The sequence below is a fragment of the Modestobacter marinus genome, from assembly GCF_011758655.1.
In the GTDB taxonomy this organism is placed as follows: Bacteria; Actinomycetota; Actinomycetes; order Mycobacteriales; family Geodermatophilaceae; genus Modestobacter; species Modestobacter marinus.
Genome location: NZ_JAAMPA010000001.1, coordinates 3,275,288 through 3,295,493, shown reverse-complemented (window position 1 = coordinate 3,295,493; position 20,206 = coordinate 3,275,288). Strand labels below are relative to the sequence as shown.

15 protein-coding genes are annotated in these 20,206 nt (G+C 74.4%); 9 read left to right on the top strand and 6 right to left on the bottom strand.

Annotation, left to right across the window (positions count from 1 at the left end; translation table 11 throughout):
- Positions 1-6: 6 nt before the first annotated feature.
- Positions 7-141, bottom strand: coding sequence for a hypothetical protein (locus tag FB380_RS25530; protein WP_268237712.1), 135 nt, complete (start codon positions 139-141; stop codon positions 7-9).
- A gap of 236 nt (positions 142-377) precedes the next feature.
- Here FB380_RS25530 and FB380_RS15405 point away from each other — a divergent pair, with 236 nt between their 5' ends.
- From FB380_RS15405 to FB380_RS15385, 5 genes are all read left to right on the top strand, one after another.
- Entirely contained in the window at positions 378-1,340 is a 963-nt protein-coding gene (locus tag FB380_RS15405) for an MBL fold metallo-hydrolase (protein ID WP_166755805.1), read from the top strand.
- A 7-nt stretch (positions 1,341-1,347) separates the two neighbouring features.
- A complete protein-coding gene (locus tag FB380_RS15400; protein WP_166755804.1) occupies positions 1,348-3,009 on the top strand; it encodes an FAD-dependent monooxygenase in 1,662 nt (553 codons plus the stop codon).
- A 76-nt stretch (positions 3,010-3,085) separates the two neighbouring features.
- Positions 3,086-4,291, top strand: coding sequence for a homogentisate 1,2-dioxygenase (locus FB380_RS15395; protein ID WP_166755803.1), 1,206 nt, complete (start codon positions 3,086-3,088; stop codon positions 4,289-4,291).
- Positions 4,288-5,505 carry a fumarylacetoacetase gene (fahA, locus tag FB380_RS15390; RefSeq protein ID WP_188959525.1) on the top strand — a complete coding sequence of 406 codons (1,218 nt, stop codon included), beginning with the start codon at positions 4,288-4,290 and terminating at the stop codon, positions 5,503-5,505. Before FB380_RS15395 ends, fahA begins: the two co-directional genes overlap by 4 nt.
- A gap of 84 nt (positions 5,506-5,589) precedes the next feature.
- Positions 5,590-6,282: an IclR family transcriptional regulator gene (locus tag FB380_RS15385; protein WP_166755802.1), complete on the top strand. Its 693-nt coding sequence runs from the start codon at positions 5,590-5,592 to the stop codon at positions 6,280-6,282.
- Positions 6,283-6,292: 10 nt separating this feature from the next.
- Here the strand turns inward: FB380_RS15385 and FB380_RS15380 are convergent, their stop codons facing one another.
- Positions 6,293-8,677: an ATP-binding cassette domain-containing protein gene (locus FB380_RS15380; protein WP_166755801.1), complete on the bottom strand. Its 2,385-nt coding sequence runs from the start codon at positions 8,675-8,677 to the stop codon at positions 6,293-6,295.
- Positions 8,678-8,937: 260 nt separating this feature from the next.
- Here FB380_RS15380 and FB380_RS15375 point away from each other — a divergent pair, with 260 nt between their 5' ends.
- Complete coding sequence (locus tag FB380_RS15375; protein ID WP_166755800.1) at positions 8,938-9,228, top strand: hypothetical protein; 291 nt, start codon at positions 8,938-8,940, stop codon at positions 9,226-9,228.
- Positions 9,229-9,240: 12 nt separating this feature from the next.
- On the opposite strand, the gene FB380_RS15370 is transcribed toward FB380_RS15375, so the two are convergent.
- On the bottom strand, positions 9,241-10,458 hold the full coding sequence (locus tag FB380_RS15370; RefSeq protein ID WP_166755799.1) for a 3-deoxy-7-phosphoheptulonate synthase: 1,218 nt from the start codon (positions 10,456-10,458) through the stop codon (positions 9,241-9,243).
- Between the two features lie 223 nt (positions 10,459-10,681).
- Between FB380_RS15370 and FB380_RS15365 the strand changes: the two genes are divergently transcribed.
- A complete protein-coding gene (locus FB380_RS15365; protein WP_166755798.1) occupies positions 10,682-12,955 on the top strand; it encodes a diguanylate cyclase domain-containing protein in 2,274 nt (757 codons plus the stop codon).
- 3 nt (positions 12,956-12,958) lie between these two features.
- Here FB380_RS15365 and FB380_RS15360 read toward each other — a convergent pair whose 3' ends face one another.
- Positions 12,959-15,472, bottom strand: coding sequence for a SpoIIE family protein phosphatase (locus tag FB380_RS15360; protein ID WP_166755797.1), 2,514 nt, complete (start codon positions 15,470-15,472; stop codon positions 12,959-12,961).
- 237 nt (positions 15,473-15,709) lie between these two features.
- Here FB380_RS15360 and FB380_RS15355 point away from each other — a divergent pair, with 237 nt between their 5' ends.
- Positions 15,710-16,150 (top strand): ATP-binding protein, encoded by a 441-nt coding sequence (locus tag FB380_RS15355; RefSeq protein ID WP_166755796.1) that lies wholly within the window; start codon positions 15,710-15,712, stop codon positions 16,148-16,150.
- A 112-nt stretch (positions 16,151-16,262) separates the two neighbouring features.
- Positions 16,263-16,712: an ATP-binding protein gene (locus FB380_RS15350; RefSeq protein ID WP_166755795.1), complete on the top strand. Its 450-nt coding sequence runs from the start codon at positions 16,263-16,265 to the stop codon at positions 16,710-16,712.
- 18 nt (positions 16,713-16,730) lie between these two features.
- On the opposite strand, the gene ppsA is transcribed toward FB380_RS15350, so the two are convergent.
- Both ppsA and FB380_RS15340 read right to left on the bottom strand, forming a co-directional pair.
- Positions 16,731-19,148, bottom strand: a complete 2,418-nt coding sequence (gene ppsA, locus FB380_RS15345) for a phosphoenolpyruvate synthase (RefSeq protein WP_166755794.1) — start codon at positions 19,146-19,148, stop codon at positions 16,731-16,733.
- A complete protein-coding gene (locus FB380_RS15340) occupies positions 19,145-20,062 on the bottom strand; it encodes a pyruvate, water dikinase regulatory protein (RefSeq protein WP_166755793.1) in 918 nt (305 codons plus the stop codon). The genes ppsA and FB380_RS15340 overlap by 4 nt, the downstream gene beginning before the upstream one ends.
- Between the last annotated feature and the right edge of the window lie 144 nt (positions 20,063-20,206).

Sequence of the window (20,206 nt, the reverse complement as noted above, 5' to 3'; positions counted from 1 at the left end):
CCGGCCTCACCGCAGCAGCAGGCCCCCGAGCACCAGCAGGCCGGCCACGGCGATCCCGGCCGCGAGGACCACGCCCCGGCGCGGCGCAGGGAGCGGACGCCGCGCCGCATCGCCCGCCGGGTGGCCGCCCAGCCGAGCCACGCCCGGACGGGGCGAGCAGCCCGGGCACGACGGAGGCCAGCGCGCCGGCCAGCCGGAGGCCCTCGGCGACGGGCGAGTCCAGCGCCTCCCGTGCCACCCCGGGAGTTCCGACAGCGCAGCGACGACCACCCCCTCCGGATGGGTTGTGTCGCGGACCACACCGCCACTACGCTGAGCCGGTAAGAGAACGCATCGCTCGATATGCGGGCGGGCATCCACCGTGCACGGGAGCTCCCATGGCCGCGAAGCCCTTCGCCTCATCCGCAGACCTCGGCGTCAAGGAGCAGACCCTCGAGGTGCTCGCCGACGGCGTGTACGCGCTCACCGCGGAGGGCGACCCCAACCTCGGCGCCATCGAGGGCGAGGACTTCCTCGTCTGCTTCGAGGCGCTGGCCACCCCGGTCGCGGCCCGCCGCTGGCTGACCAGGCTGCGCGAGCACACCGACAAGCCGGTCCGCCACCTGGTGCTCAGCCACTACCACGCCGTCCGGGTGCTGGGGGCCAGCGCCTTCGACGCCGAGTCGATCATCAGCTCCGAGCAGACCAAGGGCCTCATCGCCGAGCGCGGCCAGCAGGACTGGGAGAGCGAGTACGGCCGGATGCCACGGCTGTTCGAGGAGCCCGAGTCCATCCCCGGCCTGACCTGGCCCACGGTGACCTTCCGCGACAGGCTCACGATCGAGCTCGGCGGTGACCGAGGCGAGCTGGTGCTGGAGTTCCACGGCCGCGGCCACACCGAGGGCGACATCACCGCCTGGCTCCCGAAGCACAAGATCCTCTTCGCCGGCGACCTGGTGGAGTCCCAGGCCGCGCTCTACACCGGTGACGCCTTCCACTTCGACTGGGCCACCGGCACCCTCGACCGGATCAAGGCCCTCGGCGCCGAGCAGCTCATCGGCGGCCGGGGGGCCATCGCCCGCGGCCGCGCCGAGGTCGACGCCGCCATCGAGCAGACCCGCGCCTTCCTGACCACGATGCACGAGACGGTCGGCACCGCCCACCGCGCCGGGGGCACGCTCAAGGAGGCCTTCGAGGCCACCCACGCCGCCCTGGCGCCCCAGTTCGGGCACTGGCCGATCTTCGAGCACTGCCTGCCCTTCGACGTGCAGCGGCTGTGGGACGAGTTCAGCGGCATCGAGCGCCCGGTCATCTGGACCGCCGAGCGCGACCGCCAGGTCTGGGCCGAGCTGCAGGGCTGATCCCGCGATGACCACCCCCGAGAGCCCCGCGCCGGCCCCGGTCGTCGTCATCGGCTGCGGCCCGGTGGGCCAGACGACGGCGCTGCTGCTGGCGCGCTGGGGGCTCCCGGTCGTCGTGCTCGACGGGCGCCCCGCACGGGACCTGGTCGGCAGCAAGGCGATCTGCCAGCAGCGCGACGTCCTCGACGTCTGGGACTCGGTGGGCGTCGGCGCGGAGATCGCCCGCCGCGGCGTCACCTGGACCACCGCGCGGACCTTCCACCGCGACGCCGAGCTGTTCAGCTTCGAGTTCGTCGACCGCGGGCGGTCCCCGTTCCCGCCCTTCGTCAACGTCTCCCAGTGCCTCACCGAGGAGCTGCTCGACGCCGCGATCGCCGCACAGCCGCTGATCGAGGTGCGCTGGGGGCACGAGGTCACCGGCATCGACCAGGACGACGCCGGGGTGACGGTCACCTGCGCCGACGGGACGACGGTCGCCGGCAGCCACGCGGTCGCCTGCGCCGGCCCCCGGGCCGACGTCGTCCGCAGCGCGCTGGGGCTGACCTTCGAGGGGCAGACCTTCGGCGACCAGTTCCTCATCTGCGACATCCGCACCGACCTGCCCGGCTGGGAGACCGAGCGGCGGTTCTACTTCGACCCGGAGTGGAACCCCGGGCGCCAGGTGCTCATCCACCCGTGCCCAGACTCCACCTTCCGGATCGACTGGCAGGTGCCACCGGAGTTCGACCTGGCCGCCGAGGAGGCCTCCGGCGGGCTGGACCGGCGGATCCGCCAGGTCATCGGCGACCGGCCCTACGAGGTCGTCTGGAAGTCCGTCTACCGGTTCCACTCCCGGGTGGTCGACCGGATGCGGGTCGGCCGGGTGCTCGTCGCCGGGGACGCCGCCCACCTGGTCTCCCCGTTCGGCGCCCGGGGCCTGAACTCCGGGGTGCTGGACGCGGAGAACGCCGCCTGGAAGCTGGCCTTCGTGCTGCACGGCTGGGCGCCGGAGACGCTGCTGGACAGTTACCACGACGAGCGGCACGCCGCGGCCCTGGAGAACCTCGACGTCACCGGGGCCACGATGCGCTTCCTGGTGCCGGGCACGCCGACGGAGGCCGCGCACCGGCTCGCCGTGCTGGAGCGGGCCACCACCGACCCCGCGGCCCGGGCGGAGGTCGACTCCGGCCGGCTGGCCGAGCCCTTCTGGTACGTCGACTCCCCGCTCACCACCGCCGACGAGCGGCGCCCGTTCCCCGGCCGGCCGGTGCGCGGCGACGTCCCGGTGCCGGCGCCCGGGGTGCTGGCACCCGACGCACCGGTCACCATCCCCGGGCGGCCGGACGTCGTCCGGCTGCGGCAGCTGGCGCGCGAGGGCATCACGGTCCTCGTCGGCGACGACGCGGCCACCCCCGAGCCGTTCGGCGTCCCTGCAGGGGCCCACCGCGAGCCTGCGGGTGGCCGGGGGCAGGGAGGTCCTCTCACGGTCGCCGTCCACCGGATCAGCGACCTCGACCCCGGCGGCACCCTGCGCGACGCACTCGGGGCCCGCCCCGACGAGATCTGGGTGCTCCGCCCCGACGCCCACGTCGCCGCCGTGCTCACCCGCTCCACCGACGTCGCCCCCGCGGTGGCCCGGCTGCTGGCCAGAACCACCCTCTCCCCCGTTCCCGTGCCCGCTCCCGCCTGAGACCCGACCCGAGCCCTCCCCGGGGCAGAAATGGCCATTTCTGCCCCCGCGGACCCGCACCCAGGAGGAACCACCGATGGCGTTCTACCGGCAGGTGGGCAGCGTCCCGCCCAAGCGGCACACCCAGCACCGCCGCCCCGACGGCGGGCTGTACTCCGAGGAGCTGGTCGGTGAGGAGGGCTTCTCCTCCGACTCCGCGCTGCTCTACCACTCCGGCATCCCCTCGGCCCTGGTCGACGCCCGGCCGTGGGAGCTGCCCGACCAGACGCTGACGCCGAACGCCCCGCTGGTGCCCCGGCACCTGAAGCTGCACGACCTGTTCCCCGGCGAGGAGCACAAGGCCACCGACGCGGTCACCGGACGGCGCCTGGTGCTGGGCAACGCCGACGTCCGGCTCTCCTACGCCGTCTCCTCGGCGACCTCGCCCTACTACCGCAACGCCACCGGTGACGAGTGCGTCTACGTGGAGCGGGGCTCCGCGACGGTGGAGACGGTCTTCGGCGCGCTGGAGGTCGGCCAGGGCGACTACGTGGTCCTGCCGCGGACCACCACGCACCGCTGGATCCCGACCGGCACCGAGCCGCTGCGCACGTACGCGATCGAGGCCAACAGCCACATCGCCCCGCCGAAGCGGTACCTGTCCCGGTACGGGCAGTTCCTGGAGCACGCCCCGTACTGCGAGCGCGACCTCCGCGGCCCCACCGAGCCGCTGCTGGGCGAGGGCACCGACGTCGAGGTGTACGTCAAGCACCGCGGCAACGGGCCCGGCGGGCTGGCCGGCACGGTCCACGTGACCCCGGAGCACCCCTTCGACGTCGTGGGCTGGGACGGCTGCCTCTACCCGTACGCCTTCAACATCGCCGACTACGAGCCGATCACCGGCCGGGTCCACCAGCCGCCGCCGGTGCACCAGGTCTTCGAGGGCAGCAACTTCGTGATCTGCAACTTCGTGCCCCGCAAGGTCGACTACCACCCGCTGGCGGTGCCGGTGCCCTACTACCACTCCAACGTCGACTCCGACGAGATCATGTTCTACGTCGACGGCGACTACGAGGCCCGCAAGGGCTCCGGCATCGGCAAGGGCTCGATCTCCGTGCACCCCGGCGGGCACAGCCACGGCCCGCAGCCCGGGGCGGTCGAGCGGTCGCTGGGTGCGGAGTACTTCGACGAGACCGCCGTCATGGTCGACACCTTCCGGCCCCTGGACCTCGGCGAGGGGGGCCTCGCCGTCGACGACGGGAAGTACGCCTGGTCCTGGTCCGGCCGCGGGCCCTCAGCATGACCGGCACAGCCGTGACCGGCAGCTGGCTGGAGCTGCCGCCCGACACCGGGTACGGGCCGGCCAACCTGCCGCACGGCGTCTTCTCCACCCCCGGCACCGCCCCCCGGACCGGCATCGCGATCGGCGACCGGGTGCTGGACCTCGCGGCCGCCACCGGGGACGACGTGCACGCCACCGGCACCCTCAACGCCTGGCTGGCGCAGGGGCCGCAGGTGTGGGCGGCGCTGCGCGCCCAGCTCGTCGAGTGGTTCACCGACGAGTCGCACCGCGGGGACGTCGAGCCGCACCTCCTGCCGCGGGCCGACGTGACGATGCACCTGCCGATCGAGGTCGCCGACTACGTCGACTTCTACAGCTCCCAGCACCACGCGGAGAACCTCGGGGCGATGTTCCGCCCGGACTCCGCGGCGCTCACCCCGAACTGGAAGCACCTGCCCATCGGCTACCACGGCCGGGCCGGCACGGTGGCCGTCTCCGGCACCCCCGTCGTCCGACCCTGCGGGCAGCGCAAGGCCCCGGCCGAGGACGCGCCGACCTTCGGGCCCTCCCAGCGGCTGGACATCGAGGCCGAGGTCGGGTTCGTGGTGGGCGTCGGCTCCGAGCTGGGCACCGCGGTTCCCGTCGGCCGGTTCGCCGACCACGTGTTCGGGGTGTGCCTGGTCAACGACTGGTCCTCCCGCGACCTGCAGGCCTGGGAGTACGTGCCGCTGGGCCCGTTCCTCGGGAAGTCCTTCCTCACCTCGGTCTCCCCGTGGGTGGTGCCACTGGCCGCGCTCGAGGCGGCCCGCGTCGCCCCGCCGACCCGCGACCCGCAGCCACTCCCCTACCTGCGCGACGACGCCGAGCCCTGGGGGCTGGACATCAGCCTGGAAGTGCGGCTCAACGGCGAGGTGCTCAGCCGGCCGCCGTTCGACCTCATGTACTGGACCCCGGCGCAGCAGCTGGCGCACCTCACGGTCAACGGGGCCTCGCTGCGCACCGGCGACCTGTTCGCCTCCGGCACCGTCTCCGGCCCGCGCGCGGACCAGCGCGGCTCGTTCATCGAGCTGTCCTGGGGCGGCAGGGAGCCGCTGACCCTGGCCGACGGCTCGACCCGCACCTTCCTCGAGGACGGCGACGAGGTGGTCCTCACCGCGAGCGCGCCCGGCCCCGACGGCTCCCGCATCTCCTTCGGCGAGGTCACCGGCCGGGTCGAACCGGCGCGGCGGGACTGACGGCGGTCGCGGTGCCGCCGGTGATCGACGGCCGAGCCGCACCCGCGGCCTAGGGTGGACCACCACGACCACAGGGGGACGGCGATGCCAGCGAACGACAGCGGGGGTGCTCCGCAGTCGCAGACGCTGGACCGCGGCATCCGCATCCTCGAGCACCTGGCCGGTGCGGGCACCCCGCAGCCGGTGACCGAGATCGGCCGTGCCCTGGACCTGCACCGGTCGATCACCTACCGGCTGCTGCGCACCCTGGAGGACCACCAGCTCGTCGAACGCGACCCGCTGGGTCACTACGGGCTGGGCCTCGGCGTCGCCGCGCTGGCCCGCGGCGTGCGCACCGACCTCACCGCCGCCGCGCTCCCCCGGCTCAACGCGCTGTCCACCGAGCTCGGCATGACCGCGTTCCTGGTGGTGCGGGCCGGCGACGAGGCGGTGACCGTGACCAGCGTCGAGCCCCAGGACACCCGGGCGCACATCACCTACCGGCCGGGCACCCGGCACCCGGTCGGCCGCGGCGCCCCCGGGCTCGCCCTGCTCATGCCCGAGGCGCCGGGGGCCGACGACCGCCCGGCCCTGCAGCAGGCCCGCCGGGCCGGCTGGGCCAGCTCGCACGGTGAGGTGATCCCCGGCATCCGGTCGATCGCCGCGCCGGTGCTCGGGCCGGACGGCGGGGCCCGGGCCGCGCTCGCCGTCGTCTTCGTGGACGAGAACAGCGACGTCGAGCAGGTCGGCCGGGCGGTGGTCGCCGCCGCCGGGAAGGTCGCCGCCGTCCTGCGCTGACCCCTGGCGGTCAGCGGCCGACGTAGGCCGCGAGGTGCTCCGCCGTCAGGGTGGACCGACCGGCGACGAGGTCGGCCGGGGTGCCCTCGAAGACGACCCGGCCGCCGTCGTGCCCGGCGCCCGGCCCGAGGTCGATGACCCAGTCGGCGTGCGCCATGACCGCCTGGTGGTGCTCGATGACGATCACCGACCGGCCGGAGTCGACGAGCCGGTCGAGCAGGCCCAGCAGGTTCTCCACGTCGGCGAGGTGAAGGCCGGTGGTCGGCTCGTCGAGCACGTAGACGGTGCTCGCTCCCCCGGTGCCCTTCTCCGCCATCCGGGTGGCGAGCTTGAGCCGCTGCCGCTCTCCGCCGGACAGCGTGGTCAGCGGCTGGCCGAGGGTGAGGTAGCCGAGCCCGACGTCGGCCAGCCGGTCCAGGATCGCGTGGGCGGCCGGCGTGCGGGCCTCGCCGTCGCCGAAGAACTCCTCCGCCTCGGCCACCGGCATGGCGAGCACCTCGGCGATGTCGCGGCCGCCGAGCGTGTGCTCCAGCACCGAGGCCTGGAACCGCTTCCCCTCGCACTCCTCGCACGGCGACTCCACCGTGGCCATGACGCCGAGCTCGGTGTAGATCACCCCGGCTCCGTTGCAGGTCGGGCAGGCGCCCTCGGAGTTGGAGCTGAACAGCGCCGGCTTCACGCCGTTGGCCTTGGCGAACGCCTTGCGGATGGGGTCGAGCAGCCCGGTGTAGGTCGCCGGGTTGCTCCGGCGTGAGCCCCGGATCGCGCCCTGGTCGACGACCACCACGCCGTCCCGGGGCGCGACGGAGCCGTGGACCAGCGAGCTCTTCCCCGACCCGGCCACCCCGGTGAGCACCACCAGCACGCCGAGCGGGATGTCGACGTCGACGTCGCGCAGGTTGTGGGTGTCGGCACCGCGCACCTCGAGGGCACCGGTGGGCGTGCGCACCGAGGACTTCAGGGCGACCCGCTGGTCGAGGTGCCGGCCGGTCAGCGTGCTGCTGGCCCGCAGCCCGTCGACGTCGCCGGCGAAGACGACCTCGCCCCCGCCGGTGCCGGCTCCGGGGCCGAGGTCGACGACGTGGTCGGCGATGGCGATCGTCTCGGGCTTGTGCTCGACGACGAGGACGGTGTTGCCCTTGTCGCGCAGCTGCAGGAGCAGGTCGTTCATCCGCTCGATGTCGTGCGGGTGCAGCCCGATGGTCGGCTCGTCGAAGACGTAGGTGACGTCGGTGAGCGCGGACCCCAGGTGGCGGATCATCTTGGTGCGCTGGGCCTCCCCGCCGGACAGCGTGCCCGCCGGCCGGTCCAGGGAGAGGTAGCCCAGCCCGATCCCGGTGAACGAGTCGAGCAGGTGCCGCAGGCCGGTGAGCAGCGGAGCCACCGACCGGTCGTCGAACTCGCGCATCCAGCCGGCGAGGTCGCTGATCTGCATCGTGCAGAGGTCGGCGATGTTGCGGCCCTCGATCGTCGAGGACCGGGCCTCCGGGGTGAGCCGGGTCCCCTCGCACTCCGCGCAGGTCTGGAAGGTGATCACGCGCTCGACGAAGGCGCGGACGTGCGGCTGCATCGCGTCGACGTCCTTGGACAGCATCGACTTCTGGATCTTCGGGATCACGCCCTCGTAGGTGAGGTTGATGCCCTCGACCTTGATCTTCCTCGGCTCCGCGTGGAGGAGGTCGTGCAGCTCCTTCTTCGTGTACCGCTTGATCGGCTTGTCCATGTCGAAGCCCGCGCCGGCGAAGATCCGCCCGTACCAGCCGTCCATGCTGTAGCCGGGCACCGTCAGCGCCCCCTCGGCCAGCGACTTGCTCTCGTCGTACAGCGCCGTGAGGTCGAAGTCGGAGACCGAGCCCATCCCCTCGCAGCGCGGGCACATGCCGCCCAGGTAGACGGCGTCCTTCACCACGGCCTTCTCGACCCGGCCGTCGGCCTTCTCCGTGCTCATCACCCCGCTCGCCCGGCGGGTCGGGACGTTGAACGAGAACGCCGTCGGCGGACCGATGTGCGGCGTGCCGAGCCGGCTGAACAGGATCCGAAGCATCGCGTGGGCGTCGGTGGCGGTGCCCACGGTGGAGCGGGGGTTGGCGCCCATCCGCTCCTGGTCGACGACGATCGCCGTCGTCAGGCCCTCGAGCAGGTCGACCTCCGGCCGCGCCAGCGTCGGCATGAAGCCCTGCAGGAAGGCGCTGTAGGTCTCGTTGATCAGCCGCCGGGACTCCGCGGCGATCGTGTCGAACACCAGCGAGCTCTTGCCGGAGCCGGAGACGCCGGTGAACACCGTCAGCCGGCGCTTCGGGATTTCGACGCTGACGTCCTTGAGGTTGTTCACCCGGGCACCGAGCACCCGGATCAGGTCGTGGGTGTCGGCAGCGTGCTCCGGTGCGGTGCTCACGTGTCTCCTCGGGGGCGGGCCGTGGGGCGACCGTGCCACACCGGGTCGGTGCCCGGCCAGGCCCCACGTCGCGGCCCGGCCGCACCGGTCCGGCCCGGCGGTTGTGGCGTGGGCCACCTCCGGGCTAGCGTGCAGCCGTGGCTGGGCAGCGGATTCCGTGCGGGCCCGTCGGCGACTGACCCTCGCACCGGCGGGTCCGTGGGCACGTCCATCGAGGTCGCTCCCCCGCTGACCAGGGCCGCCCGGCCCGGAGGCTCCCCATGTCCCCCCGCCACACCACCCACGCCGGCACGACCCACGACGCCGCCAAGGTGCGCGTCGTCGTCACCGACGCGCTCGGCCTGCAGCGCGTCCTCACCCTGCTGACCGGGCGCCACCACGCCTTCACCCGCCTGTCGGCCGAGGAGGCCGGCACCGGGCGCTGGACGGTCGGCGTCGACCTGCTCGCCACCCCCGATGAGGTGGACCTGGTGGTCGCCCGGTTGCACCGGCTCCCCTGCGTCCTGACCGTCGACGTCACCCTCGCCGGGCGGCTGGCCTCGACGGCGTGACGCCGCCGCCGGTCAGGCCGCGCGCCGCGCCCGGGAGGCCTCGGCCAGCTCCGCCAGCAGCTCCTCGGTGGTGCCGAGGTCGACGCAGGCGTCGGTGACGCTCTTGCCGTGCTCGAGGCGCTCGGGGTGCCGGCGGTCGAGGTCCTGCCGCCCGGCCACGAGGTTGCTCTCGATCATCACGCCGCGGATCGCCTGCTCGCCGCCGGCGACCTGCCCGGCCAGGTCGCGCACGACGTCGACCTGGCGGCGGTGGTCCTTCTGGCTGTTGCCGTGCGAGGCGTCGACGACCACGACCTCCGGCAGACCGCGGGCGGCCAGCGCCCGCTTCGTGGCGGCGATGTGCGCGGCCGAGTAGTTGGGGCCGTCCTTGGCGCCCCGCAGGATGACGTGGCCGGTGTCGTTGCCGGTCGTCGACAGCTGGGCGCTCACGCCGTGGTGATCGACGCCGAGGAACTCGTGCGGCGCCCGCGCGGTCAGCACGGCCTGGATCGCCACGTCGACGCTGCCCTCCGGCGAGTTCTTGAAGCCGACGACGGAGGAGAAGCCGGACACGCGCTCCCGGGCGGTCTGGTCGGTGACGTTGCGGGCGCCGACGCCGTTGTAGGTGACCAGCCCGTCGACGTACTGCGGGGTGAGCGCGTTCAGCGGCTCGGCGGCCACCGGGACGCCCAGCGCGGTGATCCGGCCCATCAGCATCCGGGTGGCGACCAGGCCGACGCTGATCCGGCTGGAGCCGTCCAGGAACGGGTCGTAGGCGAAGCCCTTCCAGTCGACCTCGGTCCGCGGCTTCTCGGTGTAGGTCCGCATCAGGATCTCCAGGTCCGCACCGTGCCGTGCCCGCATGTCGGCGAGGAAGGCGGCGTACTCCAGGGCGGCGGCCGGGTCGTGGATCGAGCAGGGGCCGGCGATGACGGCCAGCCGGTCGTCGGCCCCGCCGACGATGGCGGTCGTGGCGCGACGCGCGTCCCGGGTCGTGGTGGCCGACTCCGCCGACAGCGGGACGACGGTGGCCACCGCGGCCGGGGTGACGACGACGCTCAGGCCGGTGATCCGCGCGTTCCCCAGGTCGCTCACGTCGACGTCTCCCGAGGGTGCGGCGCCGAGCCGCTGCTGGACCCCGGGCAGCAGGTCGGTCAGCGCGGCGTCGATCTGGGCGTTGACCCGGGTCTGGACGTCGAGCAGCGCGTCGGCGATCCGCGTCGCCTCGTCCAGCAACTGGTCAACCGGCATGGGGGTCTCCTCCGTCGTTCGTCACTGGCCAGCACCCCGGCCGGGGCCGCGCCCGCTGCGCGAGGCTGACCAGCACAGCATCCCGGAACCGGGGGTCCGGGCGGCATCCCGGGTGCCTCGGGGTGGTGAACTCCGGCGCCGGCCCGGCGGAGCCCCGGGCCACCCCGGAGACGGGTGCGACGCAGGACCCGCGCCGACCGGCCCGGCGTGCGAGGCTCGGCGCATGACGCCACGGGTGCGCCGCGGGCACACCGTGCGGTCGCTGTTCCAGCCGATCGTCGACCTGTCCGACGGCGCACTGGTGGCGGTGGAGGCGCTGTCCCGAGGGGAGCCCGGGCCGCTGGAGTCCCCGGGCGAGCTGTTCGCCGCGGCCGCCCTCGACGGGACGACGGCCGCGCTGGACGCCGCCTGTCTGCGCGCCGCGCTGTCCGGGGTCGCCGGCGCCGAGCAGCCGGCCACGCTGTTCGTCAACATCGAGCCGGCCACGCTGTCCACCCTGTCCCCGGCCGACCTGGCCGCCCTCGCCGAGCTGGTCCCGGCCGGGGTGCAGGTCGTCCTGGAGGTGACCGAGCGGGACCTGCTCGAACGCCCGGCCGACCTGGTCCGCGGCGTGCGGGGCGTGCGCGAGGTCGGCTGGCGGGTGGCGCTGGACGACGTCGGCGCCGAGCCGGCCGGGCTCGCCCTGATCTCGTTCCTGCGGCCGGACGTGATCAAGCTCGACCTGGCCCTGGTGCGCGGCCACACCAGCCTGCAGGCCGCCACCGTGGTCAACGCCGTCCGGGCCGACGCCGAGCGCTCCGGCGCGCTCGTGCTGGCCGAGGGCATCGAGACCCAGGAGCACCTGGACCGCGCGCTGGCGATGGGGGCACGCCTCGGTCAGGGCTGGATGTTCGGGCGCCCCGGGGCCCTGCCGGCGACCGGCATGCGCGCCCTGCCGCTGCGGCCGGTCACCCCGGCGCGGGGCGACGACGGGTCCGGTCCGGCCACCCCGTACGCGGTCCTCGCCGCCGCCTCGGACGCCCAGCGCGCCGGCGTGCCGCTGCTGGCCTCGATGACCCGCCAGATCGAGCGCCAGGCGCTCCTGCTGGACGAGCAGACCGTCGTCCTCGCGAACTTCCAGCACGCCGACCTGATGAGCGGGCGCACCCGCCGCCGGTACGAGACGCTCGGCCGCCTCACCGCCCTGACCGCCGTGACGGGACCGGGGATGCCCGACGAGCCCGTCCCGGGCGTGGTCGGCACCGCCCTCGATGCGGGCGACCCGCTCACCGACCAGTGGGTCGTGACGGTGGTCAGCCCGCACTTCGCCGCGGCGCTGGCGGCCCGGGAGGTGCCGGAGGACGAGCCCGGGCCGGGCGGCACGGGCGGTCGGCGACTGGACTACGTGCTGACCTACGACCGGCCGCGCGCGCTGGAGGCGGCCGGCATGCTGCTGGAGCGGACCCGCCCGGCGACCACCGGGACGACGCCGTCGGCGCCCCGCGCCGTCGCCGCCGGCGGCCCGGTGCCGCGGGTCGCCGAGACCGACCTCCCGGACCTGGTGCTCCGGGCCGTCTCGGTCGCCAGCAACGGGGTCGTCATCGCCGACGCCCGCCTGCCCGACCTCCCGCTGGTCTGGGCGAACGCGGCGTTCCTGCGGATGACCGGCTACACGGAGGAGGAGGTGCTCGGCCGCAACTGCCGCTTCCTGCAGGGGGCGGACACCGACCGCAACCAGGTGCACCCGATCGGGCGGCGGCTGGTCGCCGGCCGGGACGTCGACGCGGTCCTGCTGAACTACCGGCGCGACGGCTCGGCGTTCTGGAACGAGCTGCACATCAGCGCCGTCCGGGACGGGAGCGGCGAGGTCACCCACCTCATCGGCAGTCAGCTGGACGTCACCGCGCGGGTCGACCGGGAACGACGGACGGCGTACCTGGCCCACCACGACGAGCTCACCGGGCTCCCCAACCGGGCCCACGTGCTGGAGCACCTGAACCTGGAGCTGCGCCGGGCCCGCCGGACCGGCGGCAGCGTGGCGGCGGTGCTGCTGGACCTCGACGACTTCAAGACGATCAACGACCACCACGGCCACGCCGTCGGCGACGCCGCGCTCGTCTGGGCCGCCGGCCGCCTGCGCTCCGCCGTCCGCGCCGGTGACCTGCTGGGCAGGCTCGGCGGCGACGAGTTCCTCGTCGTCCTGGCCGGGCTCCCCGCGGCCGGCGGCGCTCAGCCGGACGACGGCAGCCGGCCGCCGGCCGAGGAGATGGTCCGCCGGGTGCAGGAGCACCTGGACGCCGCCCTCGACGACGTCCTCGAGCTGGCCGGGGCCACGCTGCGGATCAGCGCCAGCTCCGGCGCGGCCGTCTTCCCGGCGGACGCCGACGAGCCGGCGGCGCTCATCGCCCGGGCCGACGCGGCCATGTACGTGGCCAAGGCGCGCAGCGGTGACCGCGCGCCCTGGCCGGCGGGCACGGGCGGCCTCCCGCCCCGGCTCCTGCCCTTCGCCGGTGCCTGACCCTCAGGCCGGGGGGCCGTGCGGGCGCAGCCGGAGGGCGATCAGGGCGACGTCGTCGTCGACGTCGTCCGGCAGCAGGCGGGCCAGCAGCTGGTCGCACAGCTCCTCGAGGTCCAGCCCGGCGAGGTCGGCCAGCGCGTCGCGCAGCCGCTCGAGGCCGGCGTCGAGGTCGGAGTCGCGCCGCTCGACCAGGCCGTCGGTGTAGAGCAGCAGCACCGCGTCCGGGTCGAGGGCGACCTCCCGCTCCCGCCGCTGGGCGGTGTCGTCGACCCCGAGCAGCAGGTCCGCCCGCGGCGCGCTCAGCGACAGCACCGTGCCGTCGGGGGCGATCACCATCGGCGGCAGGTGCCCGGCGTTGGACCAGCGGACGGTGCTGGTGCCCCGCTGGGCCTGCTCCGCAGTCTGCTCCAGGCGCAGCACGACGGCGGTCGCGTTCGTCCGGGTCTGCAGGGTGGCCATCGCCTCGTCCACCCGCGTCAGCACCTCGGCGGGGCGGGCGTCGGTGGTGACGGCGATCGCGCGCAGCATCGAGCGCAGCTGGCCCATGGCGGCGGCGGCCTCGGTGTTGTGGCCGAGCACGTCACCGATGGTGACGATCGTGCTGCCGCCGGGCTGCACGAAGGCGTCGTACCAGTCCCCGCCGACCTGCGCCGCCTCTGCGGCCGGGGTGTAGCGGACGACGATCTGGACGTGGTCGGGGACGGCGGGCCCGGTCAGCAGGGACCGCTGCAGGCCCTCCGCCAGCTGCCGCTGCTGCCGGTACAGCCGGGCGTTGTCCAGGGCCAGGCCGGCCCGGCCGGCGATGTCAGCGGCCACCTGCAGCTCGGCCGCCGAGATCGGCGCCCGGGCCCCGCCGTTGAAGAGGCTCAGCAGGCCCACGGTCCGGTCGCGGCCAGGCAGCGGGAGGATGGCGAAGGACTCCGGGGTCAGCTCACCGAGGAGGTCGTGCGCCCGGCCGGGCAGCAGCACGGCCTGGATCCGCTCGGTGGCCTCCGCGGGGACCGTGGCGGGGCGCCCGGTCACGAGCACCCGGCTGACGAAGGACGTGTCCTTCAGGGCCGGGATGCGCTCGCGGGCGTAGGCCTCCACGACCGGGAGCAGCGCCGGGTCGGCGTGCCACCAGCCGACGTCGCGCAGGCCCCGACGGCTGCCGGCCTGCTGGTCGTCGTCGACGAGCGTGACCACGCACCAGTCGGCGAGGGCCGGCACGACCAGGCGGGCCAGCCGGGCGACCGCCTGCTCGGGGTCCAGCATGCTGTTCAGCTCGCGGGACACCTCCCCCAGCAGGTCGCTGCGCTGCTGCACGCGCACCCGCTCGGTGATGTCGGTGAAGTACAGCGCGACCCCGCCGTGCTCGGGGTTCGCCCGCACCTCGTACCAGGCGTTGAGCGGCTCGGGGTACCAGGCGTCGAAGGTGCACGGCCGGCCGGTCTCGGCGGCCCTGCGGTAGCCGGCCTCGAAGGCGGTGCCCAGCGTCGCCGGGAACAGCTCCCAGACGACGCCGCCGACCAGCTCGACCCGCGGGCGGCCGAGGGCGCGCTCGGCCTCCCCGTTGACGTAGCTGACCCGCCCGTCGCCGTCCATCGCCAGGTAGCCGACGGCCATCGACTCCAGGGTCTGCACCGCGAGCTCCAGGCTCCGGCGCCGGGCGGTGGTGTCGTGCACGACGCCCACGAGGCGCGCCGAGGTGCCGTCCTCGCCGCCCGCCACCTGCCCGTGGGCGGACACCCACCGCTCCGCCCCGTCGGGGAGGACGACCCGGTACTCCGCGTCGTAGGCGCCGCCGGTCCGGATCGCCCGCTGGACCCGGGCGACGACGTCGGGGAGCTCGTCGGGGTGCACGTGGGCGTAGACGTCCTCGGGGCGACCGCTGAACCCGGCCCGGGTCATCCCGGACAGCTCGAGCAGCCGGTCGTCCACCGCGAGCTCGCCGGTCGCGAGGTCCAGGTCGAACGTGCCGACCCGGCCTGCCTGCAGCGCCAGCGCCCACCGGGACCGGTCGATCTCCTGGTCGGCCAGCAGCCGCCGCGTCTCCGCCGAGGACTCCTCGGCCAGCGCACCGGCGTCCGCCGCCCGGCGCTGCGCGCTGCGCAGCTGGAACTCCGAGCTGCACGCACCGGCCAGGTCGACCAGCACCGCCAGGTCGTCCTCGGACCACTCGCGCGGGCGGCTGTCGATGGCGCACAGCGACCCGACCACGCGCCCGTCGGCGTCGGTCAGCGGGATGCCGGCGTAGGCGATGACGCCCAGGTCGGGGATGGCCAGGTTGTCGGCGACCAGGGGGTCGAGGCGGGCGTCGGAGACGACCAGCGGCTCGGCCGAGCGCACGACGTGCTGGCAGAAGGAGTGGCTCAGCGGCGTGCGGCGGGTGGACTGCCAGGGCTCGGACAGCCCCAGGGCGCCCGGGAACACCTGCTCGTCGGCCGAGACGAAGGTGACCAGCGCCACGGGCACGCGCAGCTGCCGCCGGACCAGCCGGGCGAAGCGTTCGAATGCCGGGTCGGACCCGGCCGGCACTGCCGGAGCAGGCGGGAGTGAGCTGGGCACGTGTCCCTTCCGTGGCGGGGACACGACGCCGCACGTCCCGATGGCCAGCCGACTGTACGGGGCAGATCGCCCTTCCGGTGCCCCTCGGGCGCCGGAGGGCGGGCCCGCGGCCGGGTGGCCACGCCGCTCCGGTCAGCGCCCGCACGACTCCTGTGGTCCTCTGGGGGCACTGGCCGAGAAGAGGCCCCCACGGACGCGACGGAGCAGATGAGCACCCAGCCCTGGCAGGAGACCCCGCTGCCGGACCTCGGCGACCGAGCCGGCCGGACGTGGCGCTGGGAGATCGACCGTCCGGCGCAGCTCACCGCGGCCCGCGGCGCACTCCGCGACGACCTGGCCGGCGACGGGCTGCCGCCGGGCGCCGAGGCCGACGACGTCGACCGGCTGCTGCTGACCTTCGAGGAGCTGGCCTCCAACGGCCTGCGGCACAGCGGCCAGCCGGTCGTCGTGGTGGTGACCGGGTGCCCCTCGGGCTGGCTCATCGACGTCAGCGACGCCCGCCCCGACCGCCCGCCGGTGCCGGCCGTGGGGCGCGACCCCGCGTACGGGGGGCTGGGCCTGCACCTGATCGCCCGGCTCGCGGCGGCGCACGGCTGGGTGGTGGCGGGGGCGCGCAAGCACGTGTGGGCCTGCCTGACCACCCCCTGATGCCGGTGTCCCCCGCCGTGGCCGTCACCCCCCGCGGTCCGGCTGCCGATGGACGGGGCATGTGCTGCTCGCCGGGCCCGCGCCCTGGACTCCTCGACGCCACGTGGGAGCGATGAGCACCGAACCGCCCGGGCCCTGGGTGCAGCGCCCGCTCCCCGCCGTCACCGCGCCCCGGACCAGCTGGAGCTGGCAGATCACCCGGCCGGCCGAGCTGACGTCGGCCCGCAACGACCTCCGGGCCGGTCTCGCCGACCACGCCGGGCCCGGGGGCGCCGGCGAGGACGACGTCGACCGGCTGCTGCTGGCCTTCGAGGAGCTGGCCTCCAACGGGCTGCGGCACAGCGGCGCCCCCGTGCAGGTCCGGGTCGACGAGTGCGGCGCGGGCTGGCTGATCGACGTCAGCGACGCCCGCCCCGACCGTCCGCCCGTGCCGGCCGTCGACCGCGACCCGGCCCAGGGCGGTCTGGGTCTGCACCTGATCGCCCGGCTGTCGACCACGGTGGGCTGGGTCGTCGTCGGGCCCCGCAAGCACGTCTGGGCGGCCCTCCTCCCGACCGCCTGAGCCCGGGCGCCGCCCCGGTCAGGCCGGGCGCGACGTCCGGGCGAGGTGCAGCCAGGTGTCGACGACGGTGTCCGGGTTCAGCGACATCGACTCGATCCCCTGCGCGACGAGCCACTCGGCCAGATCGGGGTGGTCACTGGGGCCCTGCCCGCAGATGCCGACGTACTTTCCGCGCTCCAGGCAGGCCTTGATCGCCATCTCCAGCACCGCCAGGACGGCGGGGTTCCGCTCGTCGAAGCTGCCGGCCACCAGGCTGGAGTCGCGGTCCAGGCCCAGCACCAGCTGGGTCATGTCGTTGGAGCCGATGGAGAACCCGTCGACGTGCTCGAGGAACTCCCCGGCCAGCAGCGCGTTGGACGGCAGCTCGCACATCATCACCACCGACAGGTCGTTCTCGCCGCGGCGCAGGCCGTGCTCGCCGAGCAGGGCGACGACGCCCTCGATCTCCGCCACCGTCCGGACGAACGGGATCATGATCTTGACGTTGGTCAGGCCCATCTCGTCCCGGACGTACCGGAGCGCCTCGCACTCCATGGCGAAGCAGTCGGCGAAGTCGGCCGACAGGTACCGCGACGCCCCGCGGTAGCCGAGCATCGGGTTCTCCTCGTGCGGCTCGTAGCGCTCGCCGCCGAGCAGGTTGGCGTACTCGTTGGACTTGAAGTCGCTCATCCGCACGATCACCGGCTCCGGCGCGAACGCCGCCGCGATCATCGAGACGCCCTCGGCGACCCGCTGCACGAAGAAGTCCCGTGCCGAGGGGTAGGCGGCGATCCGCTCGGTGATCTCCGCCGCGAGCTCCGGCTCGAGGGTCTCCAGCTCCAGCAGCGCGCGGGGGTGGATGCCGATCTGCCGGTTGATCACGAACTCCAGCCGGGCCAGCCCGACGCCGGCGTGCGGCAGCCGGGAGAAGGCGAAGGCCTGCTCCGGCGTCCCCACGTTCATCATGATCTTGGTGGGGATCTCCGGCATGGCCTCCAGCTCGGTCTCGGCGACCTCGAAGCCCACCTCCCCGGCGTAGACCAGGCCGGTGTCGCCCTCGGCGCAGGAGACGGTGACCGGGTCGCCGTCGTGCAGGGCCCGGGTCGCGGTGCCGGTGCCGACGACGGCGGGGATGCCCAGCTCGCGGGCGATGATCGCCGCGTGGCAGGTACGGCCGCCGCGGTCGGTCACGATCGCCGAGGCCCGCTTCATGATCGGTTCCCAGTCCGGGTCGGTCATGTCCGCGACCAGCACGTCGCCGGGGGTGAAGGAGTCCATCTCGTCGAGGTCGCCGAGCACCCGGACCGCGCCGGCGCCGATCTTCTGCCCGATCGCCCGCCCCTCGACCACGACGTCCCCGGTGCCGGTGAGCCGGTAGCGCTCGGAGGTGGTGCCGGCGCGGGACTGCACCGTCTCCGGGCGGGCCTGCAGGATCATCAGCTCACCGGTGCGGCCGTCCTTGCCCCACTCGATGTCCATCGGCCGGCCGTAGTGCTCCTCGATCTTGAGCGCCTGGCGGGCCAGCTCGAGCACCTCGTCGTCGGTGAGCGAGAGCTTCCGGCGGTCGGCGGGGTCGACGTCGACGAACTCCGTCGTCCGGCCGACCTCGGCGGAGGAGGTGTAGACCATCTTGGTGGCCTTCTCCCCCACGCCGCGCTTGAGGACGGCGGGCCGCCCGGCCCGCAGGGCGGGCTTGTAGACGTAGAACTCGTCCGGGTTGACCGCCCCCTGCACGACGCCCTCGCCCAGCCCGTAGGCCGAGGTGATGAAGACGGCGTCCCGGAAGCCGGACTCGGTGTCCATGGTGAACAGCACGCCCGACGCCCCGACGTCCGAGCGGACCATCCGCTGCACGCCCGCCGACAGCGACACCGACTCGTGGTCGAAGCCGTGGTGCACGCGGTAGGCGATGGCCCGGTCGTTGTAGAGCGAGGCGTAGACCTCGCGGACGGCCTGCAGCACCGCGTCGATGCCGCGGACGTTGAGGAACGTCTCCTGCTGGCCGGCGAAGGAGGCGTCGGGGAGGTCCTCGGCCGTGGCGCTGGACCGCACCGCGAAGGAGGCCTCGGCGTCGTCCCCGGCCAGGCGCTCGTAGGCGGTCCGGATGTCGGCCTCCAGCGCCGGCGGGAACGGCTGCTCGACCACCGCCCGGCGGATCTCCGTGCCGGCGGCGGACAGCGCCCGGACGTCGTCGGTGTCCAGCGTGCGCAGCCGGTCGGCGATCCGGGCGGCCAGCCCGGTGTCGCCGAGGAAGCGCTGGTAGGCCGCGGCCGTCGTGGCGAAGCCGTCGGGGACGCTGACCCCGGCGTCGGCCAGGTGGGAGATCATCTCGCCCAGCGAGGCGTTCTTGCCGCCCACGACCTCCAGGTCGCCCAGCCCCAGCTCGGCGAACCAGCGGACGTTGTCGGCCTCGTCGCCGCTGCCGGCCGGTGCCTCGGGTGCGGTGTCGGTGCTCATGGTCGGGGTGTCCTTCCTCGCCGGAGGTCATGACCGGAGGGTGGGCGTCGGCCGGTCGGCTGCCCCTCGGAGCTGCGCCGCTGCCGGGCCAGGGTCTGGATCACCACGGCGGCGATCTCCTCGACGGAGGCCGCCGAGGTGTCCACCGTGGGCAGGGAGTGCCGCTCGTACATCGCCGTCGCCCGGCGCAGCTCGTAGCGGCACTGGTCCTCCGACGCGTACCGGGAGTCCGGGCGCCGTTCCTGCCGGACCCGGCTGAGCCGGGCGACCGTGGTGGTCAGCCCGAAGCAGCGGTCGCGCAGGTCCTTCACCGGCCGGGGCAGGTCGGTGGTCTCCAGGTCCTCGTCGACCAGCGGGTAGTTGGCCACGAACAGGCCGTGCTGCAGGGCCAGGTACATGGCGGTGGGTGTCTTGCCGCACCGGGACGGCGCCAGCAGCACGACGTCGGCCCGGTCCAGGCCCCGGGGGCTCAGGCCGTCGTCGTGCTCGATGGCGAACTCGATCGCCGCCATCCGGCTGTTGTACCGCCGGACGTCGCCCACCCCGTGCAGCCGGCGGGCCTCCCGCAGCCCGCGGGTGCCCAGCTGGGCCTCCACCCGGTCCATGTGGATGCCGAAGAAGTCGATGATCGGGGCCTTGGTCCTCAGCAGTTCCTCGCGCACCTCGTCGACCGCGGCGGTGGTGAAGACCAGCGGGGTGACCGGGCCGGTCATCGCCTCGTCGAGCTGGGCCACCACCGCGCGGGCCTCCTCGACCGAGGAGATGAACGGGATCAGGGTGCGCTCGAAGTGCACGTCGGGGAACTGGATGAGCAGCGCGTTGCCCATCGTCTCGGCGCTGATCCCGGTGCTGTCGGACAGGAAGAACACCGGGACGACGGCGTCCGCGTCCAGCGCCGGCAGGTCGGCTTCCATCCAGCACCTCGGGTCTTCCGCGTCGTTGCAGAGAGCGAGTCCTGGGGTGAGCATCACACGCCCGGCGGTCCTGCCGCGCGCCGCCCGGCCGCCGGGTGCCGTACCGGGGCTCCCGCCGGGCCGTCATGCGGCGGCGAGCACCCG